Raw genomic sequence first — 17,404 nt, 5'->3', positions numbered from 1 at the left:
CCAGGCCTCTTCATCATGATGGTGCTCGGCCATGCCGGTCACTTCATGCGAATGGTCTAGATCTACCTCAGCGTGATGGTCACTGCCGATTTCATACTGCTCGGCAGCCAGCAGGATCGGAGTGACGCCCACCACCTGCATGGCCGTCATGATCAATCCAAGCACCATGCCGATCAGGCAGGCACTCAATACCAGTGAACGCAACATTGGCTTTCCTCCGGAAGTGTTTCAGTGACACGGAAACACGAAGGAATGCCGGGTATCGTGCGCCGCATTGTGCGCCACACTCATCGGCAGGAAACCGACGGCATAGAGGATGAGCGCTCCGAAGAGCACAACAGCCCCCTGCTGGCACAATGACGCCATTCTGGAAGCGGAACGAGAAGCCCGGGAGGGGGGAGAAACAGGAATAGCAGACATGACATTATCCTTGGTGCCCGCCGCACCTTGAATGGATGAAAGGAAATGACAGGCCGGTCTCCGGGCTCAAAGAGGATGCACATGCGTATTCGTTGCCATGCATCAGCGCCTGCACCTTCCCGACATATGCCAGTGGTCTTCGCAGGCCGCTCTTATTACCGTTGCGGGGGCAGCGATGGGATTGGCCAATGACACAGCCGCACCATACTTCCCGATTATCCCCAGAATACAGGGGCACCTATCCTTCAGCCGGTCATCCTAAAGCAATTGCTGCTTGTCTGGAACAGCAAAAGGCAGGCGCTCCCCAACACCTGGCCAAGATATCCAGGCGCCCTTTAGGAATGACAGCTAGATTTTCAGAGGATTAGCTCGACCCTTCGAGCAAGTTTCTTTGGCGGCACTTTCCCTTCGAGGGAGCCTGAGCGGAGCCTCATGAATGCACAACAAACTTCTCCACAAGACAACACGGGTACTGAAAGCCATTGACGAACACCAGGCGCTTGGACTCGAAGAATTGTATTTGCTGCTCGGCCTGCCAAAGCCGACCCTCAAGCGCCTTCTGGATGACCTGGAGGAAATGGGCTGGCTCTATCGCCGCCTGGGCGACAAACGCTATGTGTCACTGACGAATATCCATGGCCCAGGCGACTCCCACCACCACCTGGCCAAGGAAGCCCATCCCTTTCTCGATCAACTATTTGAATCAACGGGGTTGGCATCCGATCTGGTGATTGCGACCGCCAGTGGTCCAAGTATTCTCGAAAGCAACTTTTCACGGCTGGGCATCCGCACTGGCCGCGACCGACTGATCGGCGCCCGCCCCTGCCCCTTGCATGCCGCTTCGGGGCGCGCCTTGTGTGCTCACCAGTTATTGAATGGCACCAGTTCATGGCTGGCTCCTGGGCTTCGGGACAATCAGTTTCAAGACAAGCAGCTTCAAGACAAGCAGCTTCAAGGCGACCAGCTTCGCCGGCTTGCGGATGAGTACCGGGTCGGTTATTTCCGTCGCCTATCCGGAAACTGGGAATATGGCTTTCGTTTCCCCTTCAAGATTGATGCCATCGCCATTGCGTTATCCATCAAGCAGCGCACCATGGCCTCCCTCAATCTGTATTGGGACAATCGGCGCCTTACCTACAAAACGGTTGAGAAGCGCTACCTGTCACGCCTGGAGGCTATCGGGCAACAATTGATGCCTGTGCTGGAAAGACATGCCGCGACCCTGGAAACCTTGTCGCAACACGATTTGGTTTCAGGGCCTGGCATGCCTGCTTCCACCACCTTTCAACCTGCGTTCAGCCAACCAACTGGGGGCGTTGCTGCGTCAACCGCGAAGCCTGTTCATAGGCATGCGCAATCTTCAGAACCTTGAGATCCTGATGCATGGGACCGATCAGTTGGATCCCCATCGGTCGTCCTCGGGAGTCGAAACCGGCTGGAACATTGACCACGGGACACCCGCTGAGCGTGCCCGGCGTCACTATCTGCATCCAGCGGTGGTAGGTGTCCATGCGCCGACCATCGATTTCCTGCGGCCAATGCGTTTCTGCATCGAAAGGAAAGACCTGCGCGGTCGGTAGTGCGACGACATCGTAGCGCTCGAACAGCGCATCCATCGCCGCATACCAACGGCTACGGGCAGCCGACGCCTGGAAGATTTCCAGACCGGTCAAGCGCAATCCCCCTTCCACTTCCCACACGGCCTCGGGTTTCATCTGGGCACGCTTTGCCTCATCCACGTAGAGGTCATGAAGTCCTCCGCTGACCAGAAAATGACGCAATGTCAGCCAGGTGTCCCACAGCTCATCCATGGAAAAGTCCGGCCTTGCCTCTTCGATCTGTGCCCCCACGTCCTCGAAATAGGCGAAGGCCTGGCGGCAGACATCCAGCACGCCGGGTTCGGTAGGCAAGCTGCCATCGAAATCCCCAAGCCAGGCAACCTTGAGGCCGGTGGTGTCCATATCCAATGTTCCTGCATATGGGCGCGTATCGCTTTCCAGGGATAGCGGTGAGCGAGAATCAAAACCGGCCATGGTCGACAGCAGGCGGGCTGCATCGGCTACCGTACGGCCCATGGGACCTTCATAGCCTAGCTGCTGATAGAACTTCTCTCCCGATGGCCCTCCGGGAACCCGTCCCTGGCTCGGGCGAAAGCCGAAGACATTGTTGTAGGCCGCAGGGTTGCGCAGCGATCCCATCATGTCACTGCCATCCGCCACCGGCAGCATGTGCGTCGCCAGGCCAACCGCTGCACCACCGCTACTGCCACCTGCACATAGCGCCGGATCATAGGCATTACGGGTGATGCCATAGACGGTATTGTAGGTCTGTGAACCAAGGCCGAACTCCGGCGTATTGGTCTTGCCAATCAGAATCGCCCCGGCATGACGCAGCCGCTCGACGAAGATGGCATCCTGCTCCGGTACCGAATCCTTGAACAGTGGCGAGCCAAGCGTCGTCGTGATGCCTTTCGTTGCCGCCAGGTCTTTTACGGCATGGGGAAAGCCATGCATCCAGCCACGATAGTTTCCTCTCGCCAGATCGTTATCGGCCTGCTCGGCTTCATCCATCAGCACATCGCGTGAACGCAGTGCAACGATAGCGTTATAGGTCGGGTTGTAGCGCTCGATATGGTCCAGGTAGGCCGTCATGACGTCACGGCAACTGACACTGCCCTGACGAATGGCGGAAGAAAGTTCAGTGGCCGACAACGCCACGATTTCCGAGGGGATGCCTGGCTGTGGTGTAGCTCCGTGAGCACTGGCGCTCACTCCCAGTCCAGATGCAGCAAGCATACCGGCACCTGCAGACAGCTTGAGAAAATCACGTCGATCCAGCGAATACGGTGTTGTCATGATGATGGCCTCGCAACGAGGAAACACTGGATAAATCGGCCAAAGCGGCCTTTATGCAGAATTTCCTTTTCAGGGTTCCTTGTTATTGGTCATTGGCGGCGTCCAACTACCACCAGTAAATGACCTTAGCGAGACGGCAATGGAGCGTTAAGCCAGATTGGTTCCACATCCTGGAACCAATCACCGGGAGAAACACAGGTAAATGGATGGTTTCCTCGGAACAGGGACGCTACGACAAGCGCTGCCACATTGTGGTAGAAACAACGGAAAACATTTCCATAGCATCACCATGATGCACAATCTATCGCACCTGACAGATCACGCATCACACGACAATTCACACAGCAGATCACATAACAACAGGAGGACACTTCCCATGCCTCAACCCCGTCTCGGTTTTCTCGGCATCGGTCTGATGGGCGACCCCATGACCCGGCGCCTGGCACAGGCCGGCTTCGAGCTGGTGGTATGGAATCGCTCGCGCGACAAGGCCGAACAGGTGGCGAGAGAGCCCCATGTCAGTGTTGCCGGCAGCATTGCGGAACTGGTCGAGAACGTCGATGTGATATTGCTGTGCCTGGCCAACACGGATGTGGTGCGTGAGGTGGTGCTGGGGCCTGGTGGCATCATGGAAAGTGCCCGAGCAGGCCAGCTTGTGATCGACCTGTCGAGCTCCGACCCAGCCGCTACTCGAGATATGGCGGCCGAGTTGAAAGCCCGTGCTGGCGTATCCTGGGTCGATTCACCGGTATCCGGTGGTGTTGCGGGTGCCGAAGCCGGTACCCTGGCCATCATGTGTGGAGGCGAATCAGCAGACGTGGAAGTCGCTCGCTCCATCCTCTCGCCACTCGCAGCACGCATCACGCACATGGGGGATGTCGGTGCTGGACAGGCCACCAAAGTGTGCAACCAGATGATTGTCGGTTGCGCTGCCGCCGCCATCGCTGAGGTGGTTGCCCTGGCCGAGGCCAGCGGTGTAGACGCTACCCGACTGAGCGAAGCCCTGGCAGGAGGGTTTGCCGACTCCACCCCCTTCAGGATGCTGGCCCCACGCATGGCTGCCCGGGACTTCGCAGACCCCAAGTGGCATCTGCGTACCTTGCTCAAGGACCTCGACATGGCAGTTGCTCAAAGCCATCGCGAGGTCTCGGCCACCCCCATGACCAGCCTGGCCGCTCAAATCATGCGCAACCATGTCGCCAAGGGCCATGGTGAGCATGACCCCTCCACGCTGATCAGTGCCTATCGAGAAGATTCCGTGCCGGGCACCCTTTCTGTCAACCAAGGAAGAAAATAGCCCATAAAGGCTATAAATTTGAAATATAGCCCAAAAAGGCTATAGTTGATGTCATCCACAGGTTCAGGAGTTGCTTGCTCATGGCAACATCTGCCGTTGCTGTCATCACGGGTGACCTGATTGCCTCGCGCCGAGCTGATCGCGAGGCAATCTATCGACACTTGGACAATACCCTCGATGGACTGGCAAGCCGTTTCGAGGGTGCTCACGCACGCTTTCGCGGAGATGGCTTTCAACTCGCCATGCGCATGGCCAGCGCCGCTCTCGACGCTGCCGTGATGCTGCGCGCCGAACTGATTGCTGCCAGCCCCAAGGGCCAGCGCTGGGATGCTCGTCTCAGCATCGCTGTGGGCCCCTCGAGCTGGACACCTTCGAGTTCCTTGACCGATGCCGACGATGCTCCTTTTGTCACCTCCGGCCGGGCTCTGGATATGCTGTCCCAGGATCAGCGACATCTCGTCCATGCGTTCAGCGAAATGTCGCCAAACTGTTTTGACAACAGTGCCCGACTACAGGCCGCCGATGCACTTCTGATCCTCTATGTGGATGAGATGATCGGTGGGTGGTCACCTGCATCGGCCGAAGTCGTGGCCATGAAACTCGCGATAGAGAACATCACTCAACGACAGCTTGCCGAAGCCTTGGGCATCCGCCAACCTAGCGTACACAAACGCCTGCAGGTTGCCCGCTGGGAACTGCTTGATGCTACGCTGAATCACTTCCGCCACCTGCCTTTCACCGGTTCGGAGTCGAACGCATGACAGATCTGGATGCCAGCCTGCCGCTTGCCCTGCTGGTCGCGCACCTGGTCGGTGACTTTATCCTCCAGCCGACTGACTGGGTCCGTGATCGTCGCGAACACGGCATGCGTTCCTGGCGCCTGGTGCAACATGCGCTGCTGCATACACTTCTGGCCTTGCTGGCCATGTCGATCACGACCGCCTCGCTGGGTGGCTGGCTACTGCTCATGGCACTGGCGCTGGGTACCAGCCATTGGTTGATCGACCTCGGCAAGGTAAGCCTGGAGCAACGCTACCCACGACATCCTCTGGCACTGTTCCTGCTCGATCAGGCCTTGCACCTGAGTGTCATTCTAGTGCTCTGGCTGATGGCCAGCGGCAGCCTTGCTCCTCTCGAATCCGCCTTCACCCAGCTGACATCACCCAAGGCGCTGGGCCTGATCGCAGCTTATTTGATCGTGACTCGTCCGATGTCGCTGGTTATCGCGATGATCATGAAACCACTGGCTGACCAGTTGGATGCCCCTGGCACCTTGAGCCGAGCCGGTGCCCGCATCGGCATTTTCGAACGTCTATTGCTGCTGACGCTGACCTTGTTCGACCAGTTGATGGCCGCCAGCATCGTTATCGCGGCAAAATCCGTTCTGCGCTATGGCGACCTCAAGGAGCAGCGGGATCGCAAGCTGACCGAATATGTCCTTCTCGGCACCCTTATCAGCGTTTCCAGTACGCTGATATTAGGGTTATTGGTCAGGACCTTGCTATGACAGCAGGAGCGCCAGCCCATAAAGCACTTGTGCCCAAAAAAACGCTTGTACTCCATAAAACGCTTGTACATGGCGCCGTACTATTGCTTGCCGTACTACCGCTTGTCCTGTTGCTTGCTGGCTGCACCCAGGGCAATGTACCGCATGAGTTTCACAGCAAGGCGAGACCTGCAGTAGAACAACGGGATGGCTATGTCGTGGATCATCGTCATCCTGCCCAGGGACACAGCAGCAGGGTCCATTTTCTGGTGCTGCATTACACCGATGAGAACCAGGCCGACTCCCTGCGCATTCTCACCGGCCCTCATGTCAGCAGTCACTATCTCGTGGCATTGCCGACGCGACGCCTGCAGAACCAGCCCGTCATCCTGCAACTGGTCGATGAATCTCGCCGCGCCTGGCATGCCGGCGACAGCCGGTGGGGCCAACGCAACAGGCTCAACGACACTTCCATCGGCATCGAGATCGTCAACGCTGGCCCAAACCGCTCCTGGGTCGGTAGCGACGCTCCGGACATCACACCACCAGGGCTTGAATGGATGCCCTATCCCGATCAACAGATCGATGCCCTGATCGCGCTGGCTCGGGATATCATCAAACGCCACCATATCCCTCCACAACACGTTCTGGCCCATTCGGATATCGCTCCTGAGCGCAAGCTCGATCCAGGTCCCGCCTTTCCTTGGAAGCGCCTTCACGACGCCGGCGTCGGCGCCTGGCCCGAGCAGGAACGGGTAGATCACTACCGTGCTCGCTTTGCAGCGGCACCGGTTGACCTCGCCACGCTGCAACAGGCACTGGTTGCCTGGGGCTATAGGCTCGACATCAGCGGCGAACTGGACGACGCCACCCGCGCCACGCTACGAGCTTTCCAGATGCACTTTCGCCCCACGGACTACCGCGGACTGCCCGATACCGAAACCAGCGCCATTCTCTGGGCCCTGCTGGAGCGCTACCAGAATGACGCCTGGCAGAAACTCGATAGCTGATGCCAAGTCGCCTGTAGATCTCTTCTCCCTGCCGTCAATCTCCTGGCTCTCCCTGCCGTGCCATGCACAGCCCGTATGAACGCTTCCCTTTTGCTGCGATCCCGGGTTAGCCGTACAATGCTTGTCACTTTGCCGAAAGTCTCCGGACATACGCCTCCCCGGGGATCAAGCGGCAACCCAGTTATCTCGCTTTGAAGGAATCCGCGGACCCATGCGCGCCACCGAGCTACTCATCGCCACCATGAAGGAAACCCCTGCCGACGCTGAAGTCATCAGCCATCAGCTGATGCTGCGCGCAGGCATGATTCGCCGCCTCACATCCGGGCTCTATACCTGGCTGCCGCTGGGCCTCAAGACCCTGCGCAAAGTCGAGCGCATCATTCGCGAAGAGATGGACCGGGCCGGAGCCCAGGAAGTGCTGATGCCTTCCGTACAGCCTGCGGAACTGTGGCAGGAATCCGGCCGCTGGGAGCAGTATGGCCCGGAACTGCTGCGCCTGATTGACCGCCACCAGCGCGATTATTGTGTGGGCCCTACGCATGAAGAAGTGATCACCGATCTGGTGCGCAAGGAAATCTCCAGCTACAAGCAGTTACCGGTCAACTTCTATCAGATCCAGACCAAGTTCCGTGACGAGATCCGTCCGCGCTTCGGTGTCATGCGCTCCCGTGAGTTCATCATGAAAGACGCCTACTCCTTCCATGTCGATGAGGAGTCACTCAAGGACACCTATCAGAAGATGTACGATGCCTATACACGCATCTTCACTCGCCTTGGGTTGGATTTCCGCCCGGTCATCGCGGACAACGGCTCCATCGGCGGTACGGGCTCCCATGAGTTCCACGTGCTGGCGCAATCCGGCGAGGATGACATCGTCTTCTCCACCGAGTCTGACTACGCCGCCAACATGGAGAAGGCCGAGGCCTTGCCCGCACCAGTGGGCAGCAACACTGAGCGTCCGGCACCAAGCGAGGAGCTTCGCCTGGTCGACACCCCCAATGCCAAGACCATCGCCACCTTGGTCGAGCAGCATGGCCTGCCCATCGAAAAGACCATCAAGACCTTGATGGTGCATGGCGCCGAAGGCGGCCTGGTCGCACTGCTGGTGCGCGGCGATCATGAACTCAACGAAATCAAGGCCGAGCAGCAACCCGAGGTGGCAGCTCCCCTGACCATGGCCAACGAGGAAGAGATTCGTGCCATCGTGGGTGCTGGCCCCGGTTCCCTGGGACCTGTCGGCCTCGACATGCCGATCGTCATCGACCGCAGCGTGGCTCTGATGAGTGATTTCGGCGCTGGCGCCAATATCGATGGCAAGCATTATTTCGGCATCAACTGGGAACGCGATGCTGCACTGCCCCGAGTTGCCGATATCCGTAACGTGGTTGAGGGTGATCCCTCTCCCGATGGTCAAGGTGTACTGGCGATCAAGCGCGGTATCGAGGTGGGCCATGTCTTCCAGCTGGGCCGCAAGTACAGTGAAGCCATGAACGCCACGGTGCTCAATGATGCAGGTCGCGCCATCCATCCCTGGATGGGTTGCTACGGCATCGGTGTGACCCGTGTCGTGGCGGCTGCCATCGAACAGAATCACGATGCCAACGGCATCATCTGGCCGGATGCCCTGGCACCGTTCCAGATCGCTATCGTGCCGATGAACGCCCACAAGTCCCAGCGTGTGCGTGAAGAGTCAGAGCGTCTCCACGACGCCCTGACTGAAGCTGGCTACGATGTGCTGCTGGATGATCGCGACCTGCGCCCTGGCGCACGCTTTGCCGATCAGGAACTGATGGGGATACCTCACCGTGTGGTAGTGGGAGACCGTAGCCTCGATAACGGTGAGCTGGAATACAAGGGACGCCGTGACACTGATGCCACCATGGTCCCCCTGGACAGCATTCTCGATTTCCTGGGGAATGCCATCAAACGTTGATGCCCGTTTTTTTTGATATCCGCTCTTTGATATCTGGCTCTTGATGGATGCCTGAGTACAGCCTGCGGGGCTTGATCCTGCAGGCTTTTTTGTGCCCGTCTATTTGTGCTCTCCTATCTTTCTTCCTTTCTTTGCCAGCGCTTTGGGCTTTCCCACATTTTGAGCACAAAAAAAGCCGATCCAAGGATCGGCTGAAAAAAGGGGGTATTCCCCCTCCCCTGACGAGGGTCGAACGGCCTTGTGGGCCACGCGGCGGAGGGGAATGCATTGCCGCGTTTCGATAGAGCACATGTTAACGCCAGCTCCGGTTTCACATGCTGACCCAGGTCAAGAGAAGGAAAGCTCCTGAGCCTCAATTGATCTCATAGAGCGCTCTCATCACAGGATTTTTTCTCATCACAAGACTTTCTTGTCCTCGACCTGTGAATATTCCGTACCTGGAGGCAGAGGATGGCCCTTCGCCAACTCTGCTCGCGTTGCCTCACGTACATCCAGCACTTCCAGGTCATAAGACAACGTCTGCCCGGCCAATGGGTGGTTGGTGTCAATCAGCACACTGCTATCATCCACCTCAAGCACCGTCACAATCTGTGGGCCAGCCTCACCACGGGTCTGGAATGACATGCCAGGCTTGAGTTCGGAGACGGGGAAGGCACTGCGGCTGACCTTGCGTACCAGCGCATCGTCGCGCACACCATAGGCATCCTCAGCCGACAACGTAGCGCTCAATATCGCGCCAGCCTCTTTTCCTTCCAGTTCCTGCTCCAGGGCGGCCATCAGGTTGTCATGACCATGCAGGTATTCCATCGGTTCTTGACGCTTGCGTGAGTCATCCAGCACTTCACCCTGTGCATTGGTCAGTACATAGTGCAAGGTCACGACTCGCTGGGGGGAAATCTTCATTGGCCCTCCTGTCATATATTCGGCCTCAGTCACGGCGCTTGAGCGCAGTCACGGGCATTTCAAGGCGTTGCTGGCGATGGAGCATATTGAGCAGCACGATGGCCCGTTCTTCCCCTTTATGGCTCTCGAAAACGGCCTGAAGATCCTTGAAGGGGCCTTCGCTGATCTCCACCGTTTCTCCAGCACGAAAATACAGCTGGCGATCATCTTCAGGACGTGTCGAGCCATGTTCTCGCAGCAAGGCAATGAAGTCGTCACCGACCGGTACCGGCATCGACTTGCCAAAGGTCACGATCTTGAGGACGCCTCGAGTAGAGCGGATCGGGCGCCAGTTGCTTTCCACCTGGTCAAGTCGCAGAAACAGATAATAAGGAAACAGCGGCTCTTGCACCCATTCCAGATGCCCACGACGCTTCTTCTGCACCTCCAGCACCGGATGGAACAGCTCATAGCCCTGATTGGCAAGATGCTCCACGGCACGAAAGGATTCTCCACCCTTGCACTGAATCACATACCAGCGCGGTTCGGCAGCCACTTTATCGGTGAGGCTCATAGCATTCCTGATAACGGCCCGTGGGCATACTTCCAGCATTCCTCGACTGCATCGATGGAACGGCTGGTATCACCAACGCGGCTCTGTAACAATTCAACAGCTTGCGCAAAGCACCTATTTTACCATCCGTCCGGAGGGCTTTCCTCCGCATGACCTGGCAGGAGGCCAATACATGCCCGGATCTTCTTCACAGCAAAGCTGGCTCGAGGCTTTAACCATCTACCTTCGTGCTCCAGTGCTGGCCATGCTGTTTCTGGGTTTCTCTGCAGGCCTGCCCTTCCTTCTGGTGTTTTCGACACTCACGACCTGGCTACGTTCAAGTGGTGTGGAAGTGGCAGCAATCGGCTTCTTTTCCTGGATTGGATTGCTGTACTCGATCAAGTTCTTCTGGGCTCCTGTTGTCGACGCTCTTCCTCTGCCCCTGCTGACTCGTTGGCTCGGCCAACGACGAAGCTGGATGCTGACAGGCCAGGCCATGATCATGGCAGGACTTGCAGGGTTGTCGACCTTGAACCCAGCAGGACAATTGCCCTTGGTCGCAGCCTTTGCTCTGTTGGTAGCTTTCGGTTCAGCCACCCAGGACATCACCCTGGACGCCTTTCGAATCGAATCCGCGGAGGAGAAGGCCCAGGCCGCCATGGCCTCCATGTACATCATCGGCTATCGCGGCGGCCTGATCATGGCAGGTGCCGGTGCACTCTATATTGCCGCCGAACAATCCTGGCATCTGGCCTACCTGACCATGGCAGCCTTGATGGCCATCGGCATGATCACCATATTGCTGCGCCCGGAACCCAAGCGTCAGACCCTGGCCAGCCGACTCATCAAAGAACCCCGGGTGCGCGCCTTCCTGCGTGCCAGCCGTCATCAGCCCACCTGGCTACGGCGCCTAGGTGCTTGGCTCATCGGCTCTGTGGTATGCCCTTTCATCGACTTTTTCAGCCGTTATGGTACCAAGGCCCTTGTGCTGCTGATCTTCATTGCCATTTACCGCATCAGTGATCTGGCCATGGCTTCCATGGCCTATCCACTGTATGTGGACCTGGGGTTCTCACTGGAAACCATTGCCACGGTCACCAAGGTATTCGGGGTCATCATGAGCCTGCTGGGTGGTTTGGTTGGCGGTGTGCTGGTCGCTCGCTATGGCGTTGGCCCCATTCTGATAGCAGGTGCTGCAGCAACCGTACTGACCAATCTGATGTTTGCCTTTCTTGCGGTCAGCGGTGCCCAGATACACCTGCTGATACTGACCATCGCTGGCGACAACCTGAGCAATGGCCTGGCCAGTGCCGTCTTCATTGCCTTCCTGTCCAGCCTGACGTCCAGGGCATACACCGCGACCCAATATGCTCTGTTCTCATCCTTGATGACCTTGCCAGGCAAATTCCTGTCCGGCTTCGGCGGCCTGGTGGTCGCAGCCCAGGGCTATTCCAGCTTCTTCATCCTTGCTTCGGCATTGGGCATCCCCGCACTATTGATGGCAGTGTGGATCTGGCGTCATCACGCAACCATCAGCGAACCACGCCCAACCGCCTGATACAGCAAGACCAAAGCGGCAACAGGAAGCATCAGGCATCAGCAGAGCTGGTAAGAGAGCTGGTAAGAGAGTTGGTAAGAAAGCGGGTAAGGTAAGAGAGCAGGCAAGAATGTTGGCGGGAATAAAGCTCGAGCCAACAAACAGGCCCACCGATTGGCGGCGGGCCTGTTTGTTGATGGACCTGCGACGCGACATCGAGATTCAGGCCTTGGCCTGTTGGTCCAGCCACTGTAGCGCCCCTGGGGTACTGCGCCACTGATCACGCATCATGGTGCGGTATTGCCAGGCCTCAGCAATGCTGCCGGGATTGGCCGTTGGGCGGGTCATGCCAGGACTTGGCCGAGGGTTCTCGCTGAGCAGCAAGGTTGCAGCATGACCATTATGGCGCTGGGCACGCTCAAGAGCCTGGGCTGCTTCTTCGAGCTTGCCAAGGCGATACAGTGCCAGCACTTGCCCCATGTACATTCCCAGAAGAGGTTCATCCTCTTCCTTGTCATTGTCCTCAGCATCCAAGGCCTTGCAGCTGATTTCCAGGGCCTCATCGTCGCGCCCTTCCCTCAACAGCTGATCAAGTACCAGTTCACGCAGTCCCAGGCTGTCATTCTCATCCAGGCTCAGCAACAGTTCGGCCAGTTCCCGCGACTGCTGACGCGCACCACGTTCCATGCCCAACACCAGCGACAGCCCCGCCCGCAACAACTGGGCATTGTTACCCTCGTCCCAGGCGAAATTGCCATCTCCCGACTGACGTACCTGCAACAACCAACGCTCCAGTCGCTCGGCCAGAGGCTCAAACAGACTAGGTGCCATCCACGGTAGGCGCCCGAAGCGGCCGGTAAGCGCCAATGACACACATTGCAGGACCGCAGGAGAATCAAGCTGCTCAGGATTGGCGCATAGACTGGGCAACCACTGGGCTGCATTGGCCCACGGGTCACCCAGGAAGCCCATGGGGGAATCAGGATCTATTTCTACCTGAAAGCCTTCCATGAAAGCCTCATACAGAGAGTCTTCACGTTCCGAGCTGCGATAGACCAGTTGCCCATCCTGCCATTCGGCATGCAGTGGCGGTGGGGGTGGCAACTCGGCCAACAGCGTCTGCAATCCGACCAGTGAGTCGCCCAGGTCCTCTTCGGCAGAGAGCAACTGCTCGGCCAGAGTTGCGCCAGGGTCGTCGGCCAGGTCGGCCAAAAACTCCAACTGTTCCGAATCCAGATCACCCTGCCGTGTCAGGCGCCGCAACCAGAAGCGGGAACGCTCGATGGCTTCCTCTTCATTGCCTTCATGCAACAGCAGCATAGCTTCGATATAGGCCAGGGTCGGGGAGTCTGGCAACGCCTGCTGGGCTCGGACGAAGGCCGAGCGAGCACTATCCAGATCATCGTTGTCCAGATGGGTCAGGCACAACTGTTCAAGCGCCGCTCCCCGCAGGAATAACGGGCCACGCTCCATGACTTCGTCAAGGAGTGCCTCACGCTTGCGGTAGAAGCCACGCTCTTGAAACAAGTCGAGCAGTATCTCGAAAGCAGGTTCTGCCTGCTCGGGCAGACGTTCCCAGTCGGCATTTTCGAACAACGACTCAAGAATCTGCTGGGCACGCCCACGCTGTCCCGACTCGGCAGCAATCAGTCCGGCTTCCAGCAAGGCTTGCGCTGGCGCCTGTCCACTTGCCAAGGCGGCCTTCAGCGTTGCGCCTTTCCACTCGCGCAGAGAGAGCATCCACATCAAGTGCGGAGGCACTGGACCGGGAAACTCCACTGCGCCGCAGCAGCGCTTCATCTTGCGTCCTGAATCGCACCAGCAAAGCTCGTTTCGCCCCGGGCGAGCCAAGGACTCGCAGGCAAAATCCAGCCGCTCCAGAGGCGTCTGTGACCACAGCTCTGGAGCGAGAGCCTGGGCCAACGCGGCATTATCTCCCACTCGGTCCGGGCCTGCTTCTCTTGCCCAACTCACCAAGTAGGGATAATGCTCATCTCTTCGAATGGCTGCCAGGGCGCCGGAGGCAAAGCCCAGCAGTTGATCCACCCATACTGCCAGCATCGCCATCTCCCAAAATTCAAAAGCAGCACAGTCTACCAGTGGTCCATACGCCTGGGCAGGGGGGCATGGCCGAAAGATCAACTCCTGCTGCATCTTCGCTTTGCAACTTCACTTTGCATCTTCTCTTTGCAACTACACCTTATCACCTCGCCTCGCCACTTCTCCAAGCGCCACTCACGAACCATGAGTTTTCTGGGATCAGCTACTGATACCGGTTACTGATATCAGAGTTATACACTCTACCTTCCATGGTAAACCTGACATTTTGCCGCAACATACTGTAAAAATACCCATAGATTCTACTCACTACCCAACCAAGCCGGATGCCATGCGCCTCATCATTGCAGAAAAGCCTAGTCTGGCACGTGCCATTGCGGCCGCACTGCCGACAACAGCAAAGCGACAGGAGGGTTACCTGGTTGCTGGAGATACCACTGTCACCTGGTGTCTCGGTCACTTGCTCGAACAGGCACCTCCCGATGCCTATGACCCTGCCTACAAGCCATGGCGGCGCGATCATTTGCCGATTGTGCCAAGTCGCTGGAAGCTCACTCCCCGCCCCAGGGCAAGAGGTCAGCTATCCGTCATTCGTTCGTTGCTCAAGCAGGCCAGCGTGGTGGTCCATGCCGGTGACCCGGACCGTGAAGGACAATTGCTGGTACAGGAGGTGATCGAATACCTCGGCTGGAAGGGTGCTGTCGCTCGCCTGCTGGTGAATGATCTCAACCGACCTGCCGTGGCCAGGGCCTTGGCGCGCCTGGAAGACAATGCTCACTTCCAGCCGCTGTATCAAGCTGCCGAGAGCCGTGCTCGGGCTGATTGGCTATACGGCATCAACCTGACACGAGCATGGACGTTGATTGGTCGCCAGGCAGGAATCGACGGCGTCCTGTCGGTGGGGCGGGTACAAACCCCCGTGTTAGGTCTGGTGGTGCGCCGCGATGAAGAGATACGTCGCTTCGTTCCCTACCCGTTTCATGTCCTCTGGGCTGATCTTTCCGTTGCAGCAGGTACGCTTCGGGCCTGGTGGGTACCTGGCGAACAACATCGTCTCGATGAGCGCGGCCGACTGCTGGACCGAGCCCCGGCGGAAGCTTTGGCCCAGCGTCTCGTCGGCGCCCAAGGGCTGGTATCAAGCGTGGAGACCCGCCAACGTCGGCAGGCTCCGCCCCTGCCTTATTCATTGTCGGCATTGCAGGTCGATGCGGCTCGCCGCCATGGACTTTCAGCCAAGGCCGTGCTGGATATCTGCCAACGGCTGTACGAGCGCCACCAGTTGATCACCTACCCTCGTTCGGACTGTCGCTACCTGCCGGAAGAACACCTGACGACCCTGCCCCGCCAGCTGGAGACGGCCTGCGCCAACGACACAACCCTTGCAGGCTGGCTACGGGGGGCTGACCTGTCACGACGCTCCAAGGCATGGAACGACAAGAAGGTAGGCGCCCACCATGCTCTGGCTCCCACCGGCAGGCCCTTCGAACCATCGCGCTTGTCATCCCAGGAAGCCGACGTCTACCGTCTGATCGCACGCAATGTGATCGCTCAATTCTACCCATCCTTGGAAACCAGTGAGGTCAAGGCTGAGTTCCTGATCCTCGAAGAGCGTTTCCGAGCCTCTGGGCAGCAGGTTCTGGTACCAGGCTGGAAGCCTCTGTTTACCACCCGTGAGGAAGCACCGCCTCTCCCCACCCTGAAGCAAGGAGAAGCCTGCCACGTCAATGGCGCTGAGGTGGAGGACAGGGAGACCAAGCCTCCCGAGCCTTTTACCGATGCCAGCCTCATCAAGGCGATGATGAACATTGCCCGATATGTCGACGACCCCGACGTGCGCAAGACACTGCGTGATACAGACGGTCTAGGAACCGAAGCAACACGGGCCAGTATCATTGAAACCCTGCTGGATCGCAGATATCTGATTCGTCAAGGCAAGGCGCTGCGTGCCACCCGATTGGGAGTGGCGCTGATTCACTCCCTCCCAGAGGCTGTCAGCCGCCCCGAACGCACCGCACTCTGGGAGCAACGCCTGGAGGCAATTGCCAACCAGGCTGACCCGACTTCCTTCATAGACGGCCTGGTACAGGACCTGCATGGCCTGGTTGGCTCAGCGGATGCAGCGGCCCTGAGCCAAGCCATGGCGACGGCACAAGGGGAAAGCATGGCACCCGCCGACAAGGGTCGTCGTCGCAAGGCAGGCACCAGCAATAGCGGCAAGGGTAGCAAACGTACAAAAGGCACCCGGGGCAGCCGCTCCAGCAAAACGCGCAGGACCAGCAGACAGACTTCAGGAGAAGGATCCCAATGAGTTCGCACGATACCAGACAAGCCCCTGTCATTCTGGTGATTGGCCCCGGCTCGATTGGCCGCCTGGTCGCTTTCCACCTGCAGTATCACCATGTCAGTACACCACCTGGCAATACTCAGGCGGAAGTGCGCCTGCTCGGACGGCGTACACTGCCCTCACATCAGCACCTCATTGATCCCGAAGGCAAGCGTCGGTCCATCGGCATCACCACCCTGAGTGATCCGAACACGGCCGCCCGGGATGTTACTCTGGTCCATGTCACCACCAAGGCGTATGCCACTGATGCCGCGTTCTCTGCCATCGCCCCTTTTCTGCCTGCTGACACCCCCGTTGTCCTATGGCAGAACGGGATGCGGGTACAGCGCCCCTTGACCCGCTCCTGGGGCGGCCCTGTCCTGTGCGCGTCGACCACCGAAGGTGCCTATATTCACGATGATCATCAGGTCATCCATGCAGGACGGGGGAACACGGTGATTGGCCACCTGGATGGTCAGCACCAGGCACTTGCCGAGCAGATAGCCACGACATTGACCCATGCCGGATTACCGGCCACCGCCGTCGAGGACATGGAAGTCCGGCTATGGCATAAGCTGATCGTCAATGCCGCTATCAATCCACTGGTGGCCCAATACCGCATCCGCAACGGCCAGTTGCGCGACCGCCCATTCAGCACCATGGTAGAGGCAACCCTGAACGAGTTGATCCAGCTCATGGTTGCCCTCGACATTCCCGCCCCACAACCAGATGATCCCGAAAGTTGGAGACGGCTCGTCTGGCAGGTCATCAGCAATACGGCCAATAATCGTGCTTCAATGCTGCAGGATGTGCTGGCAGGCCGGCCCACCGAATATGACGCCATTCTTGGCCCATTGCGTGAAGCCGCCATCGAGCAAGGCATCGCAACACCTTGGCTGAACCAACTATGGCAACAATGGCACTTTTCGTAGACGTTCCAGTCAGAAGTTGTGCTCTGCCTCGAAAACGCTAATATGATGATCTAAAGGTCACAGATATCATTCATGCGCTGGGGCTCATTCGCTTCGGGACAACCCATGCACCATCATT

15 protein-coding genes and 1 riboswitch are annotated in these 17,404 nt (G+C 58.3%); of the genes, 9 read left to right on the top strand and 6 right to left on the bottom strand.

Annotated features, from left to right (window positions below; genetic code table 11):
* The coding region (locus Q1K07_RS19585; protein ID WP_300315077.1) for a CbtA family protein at positions 1–207 on the bottom strand (207 nt) is incomplete at its 3' end.
* 21 nt (positions 208–228) lie between these two features.
* Positions 229–366, bottom strand: coding sequence for a CbtB domain-containing protein (locus tag Q1K07_RS19580; RefSeq protein WP_300315083.1), 138 nt, complete (start codon positions 364–366; stop codon positions 229–231).
* Positions 367–453: 87 nt separating this feature from the next.
* A riboswitch (cobalamin riboswitch) is annotated at positions 454–677 on the bottom strand.
* A 179-nt stretch (positions 678–856) separates the two neighbouring features.
* Between Q1K07_RS19580 and Q1K07_RS19575 the strand changes: the two genes are divergently transcribed.
* Complete coding sequence (locus Q1K07_RS19575) at positions 857–1,792, top strand: helix-turn-helix domain-containing protein (protein ID WP_300315074.1); 936 nt, start codon at positions 857–859, stop codon at positions 1,790–1,792.
* Here Q1K07_RS19575 and Q1K07_RS19570 read toward each other — a convergent pair.
* The gene (locus Q1K07_RS19570) at positions 1,716–3,275 is read right to left on the bottom strand and encodes an amidase (RefSeq protein ID WP_300315071.1); all 1,560 of its coding nucleotides are present in this window, start codon (positions 3,273–3,275) and stop codon (positions 1,716–1,718) included. The genes Q1K07_RS19575 and Q1K07_RS19570 overlap by 77 nt on opposite strands.
* Before the next feature lie 202 nt (positions 3,276–3,477).
* Here Q1K07_RS19570 and Q1K07_RS19565 point away from each other — a divergent pair, with 202 nt between their 5' ends.
* The 5 genes from Q1K07_RS19565 to Q1K07_RS19545 all read left to right on the top strand — a co-directional run bounded on the left by Q1K07_RS19565 (position 3,478) and on the right by Q1K07_RS19545 (position 9,001).
* Positions 3,478–4,572, top strand: a complete 1,095-nt coding sequence (locus Q1K07_RS19565) for an NAD(P)-dependent oxidoreductase (RefSeq protein WP_366945097.1) — start codon at positions 3,478–3,480, stop codon at positions 4,570–4,572.
* Between the two features lie 80 nt (positions 4,573–4,652).
* Positions 4,653–5,333 carry a hypothetical protein gene (locus Q1K07_RS19560; RefSeq protein ID WP_300315068.1) on the top strand — a complete coding sequence of 227 codons (681 nt, stop codon included), beginning with the start codon at positions 4,653–4,655 and terminating at the stop codon, positions 5,331–5,333.
* Positions 5,330–6,079, top strand: coding sequence for a DUF3307 domain-containing protein (locus tag Q1K07_RS19555; RefSeq protein WP_300315065.1), 750 nt, complete (start codon positions 5,330–5,332; stop codon positions 6,077–6,079). The genes Q1K07_RS19560 and Q1K07_RS19555 overlap by 4 nt, the downstream gene beginning before the upstream one ends.
* An 83-nt stretch (positions 6,080–6,162) precedes the next feature.
* The gene (locus tag Q1K07_RS19550; RefSeq protein ID WP_300315062.1) at positions 6,163–7,068 is read left to right on the top strand and encodes an N-acetylmuramoyl-L-alanine amidase; all 906 of its coding nucleotides are present in this window, start codon (positions 6,163–6,165) and stop codon (positions 7,066–7,068) included.
* 211 nt (positions 7,069–7,279) lie between these two features.
* The gene (locus Q1K07_RS19545; RefSeq protein WP_300315059.1) at positions 7,280–9,001 is read left to right on the top strand and encodes a proline--tRNA ligase; all 1,722 of its coding nucleotides are present in this window, start codon (positions 7,280–7,282) and stop codon (positions 8,999–9,001) included.
* A 396-nt stretch (positions 9,002–9,397) separates the two neighbouring features.
* On the opposite strand, the gene Q1K07_RS19540 is transcribed toward Q1K07_RS19545, so the two are convergent.
* Both Q1K07_RS19540 and rfaH read right to left on the bottom strand, forming a co-directional pair.
* Positions 9,398–9,904 carry a peptidylprolyl isomerase gene (locus tag Q1K07_RS19540; RefSeq protein WP_300315057.1) on the bottom strand — a complete coding sequence of 169 codons (507 nt, stop codon included), beginning with the start codon at positions 9,902–9,904 and terminating at the stop codon, positions 9,398–9,400.
* Between the two features lie 25 nt (positions 9,905–9,929).
* Complete coding sequence (gene rfaH / locus Q1K07_RS19535) at positions 9,930–10,457, bottom strand: transcription/translation regulatory transformer protein RfaH (RefSeq protein ID WP_300315054.1); 528 nt, start codon at positions 10,455–10,457, stop codon at positions 9,930–9,932.
* A 172-nt stretch (positions 10,458–10,629) separates the two neighbouring features.
* Here rfaH and Q1K07_RS19530 point away from each other — a divergent pair, with 172 nt between their 5' ends.
* Positions 10,630–11,994, top strand: a complete 1,365-nt coding sequence (locus Q1K07_RS19530; protein WP_300315052.1) for an MFS transporter — start codon at positions 10,630–10,632, stop codon at positions 11,992–11,994.
* 201 nt (positions 11,995–12,195) lie between these two features.
* Here Q1K07_RS19530 and Q1K07_RS19525 read toward each other — a convergent pair whose 3' ends face one another.
* A complete protein-coding gene (locus tag Q1K07_RS19525) occupies positions 12,196–14,034 on the bottom strand; it encodes an SEC-C metal-binding domain-containing protein (RefSeq protein ID WP_300315049.1) in 1,839 nt (612 codons plus the stop codon).
* A gap of 328 nt (positions 14,035–14,362) precedes the next feature.
* Here Q1K07_RS19525 and Q1K07_RS19520 point away from each other — a divergent pair, with 328 nt between their 5' ends.
* Positions 14,363–16,339: a DNA topoisomerase III gene (locus tag Q1K07_RS19520; RefSeq protein WP_300315047.1), complete on the top strand. Its 1,977-nt coding sequence runs from the start codon at positions 14,363–14,365 to the stop codon at positions 16,337–16,339.
* Positions 16,336–17,286, top strand: coding sequence for a 2-dehydropantoate 2-reductase (locus Q1K07_RS19515; RefSeq protein ID WP_300315044.1), 951 nt, complete (start codon positions 16,336–16,338; stop codon positions 17,284–17,286). The genes Q1K07_RS19520 and Q1K07_RS19515 overlap by 4 nt, the downstream gene beginning before the upstream one ends.
* Positions 17,287–17,404 lie beyond the last annotated feature (118 nt).

It is taken from the genome of Halomonas sp. (assembly GCF_029263665.1).
In the GTDB taxonomy this organism is placed as follows: domain Bacteria; phylum Pseudomonadota; class Gammaproteobacteria; order Pseudomonadales; family Halomonadaceae; genus Halomonas.
Note: the sequence above shows the minus strand (reverse complement) of the source record. Positions and strands in the feature narration are given on the sequence as shown.